At 30.4% G+C, this 4,606-nt stretch carries 6 protein-coding genes; all 6 read right to left on the bottom strand.

Annotated features, from left to right (window positions below; all coding sequences use genetic code 11):
* Positions 1-143 precede the first annotated feature (143 nt).
* Positions 144-575, bottom strand: a complete 432-nt coding sequence (locus tag ACH5TW_RS00350; protein ID WP_439334486.1) for a hypothetical protein — start codon at positions 573-575, stop codon at positions 144-146.
* 134 nt (positions 576-709) lie between these two features.
* Positions 710-1,411 carry a HEPN domain-containing protein gene (locus tag ACH5TW_RS00345; protein ID WP_439334485.1) on the bottom strand — a complete coding sequence of 234 codons (702 nt, stop codon included), beginning with the start codon at positions 1,409-1,411 and terminating at the stop codon, positions 710-712.
* Positions 1,412-1,562: 151 nt separating this feature from the next.
* Positions 1,563-2,075 (bottom strand): hypothetical protein, encoded by a 513-nt coding sequence (locus ACH5TW_RS00340; RefSeq protein WP_439334484.1) that lies wholly within the window; start codon positions 2,073-2,075, stop codon positions 1,563-1,565.
* 129 nt (positions 2,076-2,204) lie between these two features.
* On the bottom strand, positions 2,205-2,588 hold the full coding sequence (locus ACH5TW_RS00335) for a hypothetical protein (protein ID WP_439334483.1): 384 nt from the start codon (positions 2,586-2,588) through the stop codon (positions 2,205-2,207).
* A gap of 512 nt (positions 2,589-3,100) precedes the next feature.
* Complete coding sequence (locus ACH5TW_RS00330; protein WP_439334482.1) at positions 3,101-3,763, bottom strand: hypothetical protein; 663 nt, start codon at positions 3,761-3,763, stop codon at positions 3,101-3,103.
* Between the two features lie 22 nt (positions 3,764-3,785).
* Positions 3,786-4,442, bottom strand: coding sequence for an NADase-type glycan-binding domain-containing protein (locus ACH5TW_RS00325; RefSeq protein ID WP_439334481.1), 657 nt, complete (start codon positions 4,440-4,442; stop codon positions 3,786-3,788).
* Between the last annotated feature and the right edge of the window lie 164 nt (positions 4,443-4,606).

Here is a 4,606-nt window from a genome sequence, read left to right as displayed (position 1 = left end):
TACAACGGTTGTGTATAAGAATAGTGCGGTTTTGTGTCCGAGGATTTTCCGCAGGAAAATCAGAGAGACCAAATACGCGCTAACTTTTTGATTTAGGAATAAATTTAAGCATTATTTCTTATACTTTGTTGGCAGTAGTTTTTTTATTTAAACATAAATTTATCCATTACAAGATCCGAGTCTAATTTTTTCTCTGCAATTTTCAGTCCGCATTTGTTGTAAAAAATAGCTTTTCCGTAATCAGGCTTATTGGTTAACAGGTATTCAACTATTTTATTATCCTCAATTTTTAATCGATTAAAGGACTTAATTTCCCAAGCGTCTCCATGTCCAATTGATTTAGTAATTCTCTCCAGCACAACATTTGAGTCCGCGTCCAATATTCTGTCAATAGTTTTTATCTTTTTGAGTCGAGTTTTAAAGAGTAGTATTCGTTTAGGTTTTTCCTGAATTTCTGTTTTCAGGTAGATTTTAGATTCCGAGCAGTCATTATTTGAATCCAATTCATCATTATTCTGTGCGAATCCGTAAAATCCACAGATTAGAATAGTTAATATGTTTAGTTTGTGGTTCATTTAAATTACTGCCAACGTGATTGTGTATGATTAGTGGCGTGTTTGAGCACCTAATTTAGCAAATAAAAACCGAATAGAAAATCCGCGAGGATTTTCGTAAGTAGGCGAGAGCCAGCCATTAATTATACACGGTGTTAGGCATTGTTTTTTTCTAATCGGTTTATGATTTTTTCAGTTATTCCAATTAAGTTGTTAAATAATTTTTTGTCGAAAATATCCCATTTTTCAATCTCAAACTTTCCTTTTGGTTCATCAGAATCTTTAAATATCTTTTTAAAATCCCTAACAATTTTTGAATTCGTTTTTCCGCCAGAGTGAGCAATCATATTTCTACAAAGATTAAGTGAGTTAAAAAGTTTTTCCTCTTCTTTATTCACAAAAACCTCAATTCCAAAAGAACCTTTTAATGTTCTTTCCCAAGTTTTTAAATCATAAGAATTTTCAATTGCTATATGGTCAACAATAAAGTCATTCACACTTTTTTTAGTTTTCCAATCTAATATATCGGAAACTTGAATTTTTCTGTCAGTTGGAAGGCTGTCAGGATATTTAATGTATAGTTCTTTCAAATATTCATACATAAAAGCCTCAAATGAAGCAAAAAGTCTAATAAATCCTAATTCATAAATATTATCAATTTTTTCTTTATCAAATTTTAATTGAGGATTATCATTCATTATTTTTTCGAATTCCTTTGCTTTCGATTTTAATTGTGGGAATTCAGGTAGTTTTTCAAAGACTTTAACTATAGTTATTAATCCACCAATCAAGTCTTGGATTTTTTTAGTCTCCTTTTTGTAATCTTCAATTGATTTATATTTCTTTCTTCTACCCATTTTTTAAATAATGCCTAACGGTTTTATATATGATTTGTTACGTGTTTTAAGGACTGAATTTAGTAAATAAAAACCGAATAGAAAATTCGCGAGAATTTTCGTAAGTAGGCTAGAACTAGCAATAAATTATATATGTTGTTGTACGTAGGCTTTATTTTAATTTTATTCCTTTTTGTTTTATGAAATCTTCCATGTCATATTTCCAACTTTTATCTCCTTTCCAAAATTTTTGACTGATTGGATGCTCATAATCCATTTCAGGTCCATAAATTACAGCTATTAGGCTACTTTCATATTCAATCTCTTTTTTCAGTTCGTTATACCAACTAAAATCTCCGAGCATAATTGATTCCATTTCATTGTTTAATAATTCACAGTAGAATTTTAAATCAGCTTTTGGATAATCTTTTGATTCATTCTTTTTTTGACTGATAGGAAATAAAAACTCATAAACTTGCCACAAAGCAAATTTAAAATCGTCACCTTTCTTTTTAATTTCACAAAATAAATCTCCTCTATCAAATTCAAATTGAAGAACTACTTTTTTCCCAGTAAGTTGAACAAAATAATCTCCCTTAAATGTTTTAGACAAGTTGTGTTTTTCAATTAAAGGTGAAAATGAATCAAAAACATCTTTAGGAAATTCTTTATAACTAAAACTCATAGTTTGTTCAGCTTACGTACAACGTGTTTGTGTATGATTAGTGGCGTGTTTAAGCACCTAATTTAGCAAATACAAACCAAATAGAAAATCCGCGAGGATTTTCGTAAGCAAGCTCGAACTAGCCATTAATTATACACGGTGTTGTGGTGTCGTTTTTATTTTTTCAATTAGATTGTCGCTAAATCTAATCAGTTCAATCGTTTCACTTTTCCAACTGTCTTCTACAAAGTTTCCGACATTTGAAGAGAAAATATCCCATTTTAAATTCAAACTATTACCAAGTTCGATAATCAATTCCCTTAAATTATGACCATTTTTTTCCAATTCAGCCATTATCCAGTTTCCGACTTCGTGAACTGATTTTAGGTCTTCTGAAAAGCTTAAAAAATATTTCGGAATATCATTTTCATAAATCACATTTTCATTGTATTCCATTTCCAAGAAAGGGAAATAGCGCTCTGTTCCTTTTCCGCTTATTAAATATGATTCAGTTTCTAATTTTATTATTTCCATTTTAAATAAATATTCTCCAAATTCTAAAAAATGACATAATCATAGCTAGAATAGAAATTAACATAGCAATGGATACCAATAATCTATTTCCTTTTTTTCTTAAATAGTTGGCTGAAATTATAAATCCAATTAAAGATATAATTCCGAAATAATATTTATAGCTAAATTTCAATTCTGACAACCCAAATAATGCTCTTGTTTTTCCGGTTGATTGAATATAATCTTGATAAGTATTTATGTTCGCTTTTACAGAGAAAATCAAGCAAATAAAACTCACGAATATTATCAAATAAATTGTCTTTTCTCTATCCATAATTTTTATTCAGTACTTTTAATTTGATGTGTTCCGAGAGTTTTCTCAAATGCACCACAACGGTTGTGTATAAGGATAGTGCGGTTTTGTGTCCGAGGATTTTCCGCAGGAAAATCAGAGTGACTAAAAAAGCACTAACCTTTTGATTTAGGAATAAATTTAAGCATTATTTCTTATACTTTGTTGTGGTGCGTTTTTCTTAGTTCATAAATTTTGTCATTATTCCTAATTGCAATAACATAAATCCGCTTATTATCATTGCGAAAATTGCAAATTTCTTAATATCACTCAATTCTCGTCCTTCCTTTAAAATCAAGCGTCTAAAGTCAGACGAAATCACACTAAAAAGTGCGGTCAGAAATAAAAGCCCAATAGCAGTCAATACGCCATTACCAATTGGAAATCCTTCTCTGTCGCCAAGAAAAAATGGAGTAATGTCAGTTAGAAAAAGTAAGTTCCAAACTACTATTGCCCCAATTGCAAATCCTTTTTTGATTGGAAATCCACCTTTTGCCTGTTTTTCAATTATCGTTCTATCTATTTTCTGATTTGATTGATTTTCATTACTTAAAAATCCTGTTTCTTGGATTTGTCGAACGACCGAGTTCGGGTCTTTAAAAGTCCAAAATATAACACGCTCTTTGTAGGTCGAAACTTTGTGATTGATTTTTATTCCTTGCCCGAGAATTGGAATCATTGTGTAAGGTTCGATTGAAATAATGTCTGAAGCTTGAAAAGTCAAATTTCCAATAATCGAAGCGTTTAATTCCAATCTGTCTTTATTCACTTTTAAAGTCGCAAATGGAAATGTCGCATTAGCCATTCCAATTTTTGCTCCACCTGTTAATTGTAATTCGTTCATTGATTGTACGATCGTTTTTACTTTAATGAACTCCAATTCCGTCAAACATTAATAGACTTATTGCAGTGTCGTTATATTTTTTTCCTTTGTAAACTTGAGTTATTTCAAACTTTAGTTTCGTTTCTTTATTTGCTGGAAATTTTATTTCTCCAATGTCAATTGTTTGAATTTCGAATGAATCCAAAAGGTTTAGAATTGCGTATGGTTTTTGGTTTAAATAAACTTTCAGTTGTTTTATTCGTGAATTATTTTCCCAAATCTGTTTGTTTTTTTTGTAGCCGTTTGCCAATAAAATTCGATTAATTCCTAAATTTCCTTCATATCCTTTCATTTCGCTAAAGTCGAAACAATACTCAATATATTCTCCGATTCCAAAATCAGATTTTCCTTCAATCCAAGCAGTATTTTTGTCAAAATCGTGAGCATTTTTCGGTGCGTAATTTATTCCTTTATTCTCTTTCAATTCAGACGAAGCTTTAATTGACTTTACAGAACCACCACAATACCAACTGCATCCTTTCAAAAAGATTAGTTCTCCAATTGGTTTATCAGGTGTTTCATAATCTTCGTAGTCAAAAAAGTCTGAATCTTTTCCTTGAACAGCTTGAATCGTTTTCAATTCTTGCGCAAACAAAATCGAGCAAAATGCCAAAAAGAAGATTGTTAATTTAATTTTCATATCGTTTTTCGTAAATGCACCACAACGGTTGTGTATAAGGATAGTGCGGTTTTGTGTCCGAGGATTTTCCGCAGGAAAATCAGAGTGACTAAAAATGCACTAACCTTTAGATTAAGGAATAAATTTAAGCATTATTTTTATACTTTGTTGTAAACAGGCTTTTA

Origin of the sequence: Thalassobellus sediminis, from assembly GCF_044386045.1 — a bacterium.
Taxonomy (GTDB): domain Bacteria; phylum Bacteroidota; class Bacteroidia; order Flavobacteriales; family Flavobacteriaceae; genus Thalassobellus; species Thalassobellus sediminis.
Note: the sequence above shows the minus strand (reverse complement) of the source record. Positions and strands in the feature narration are given on the sequence as shown.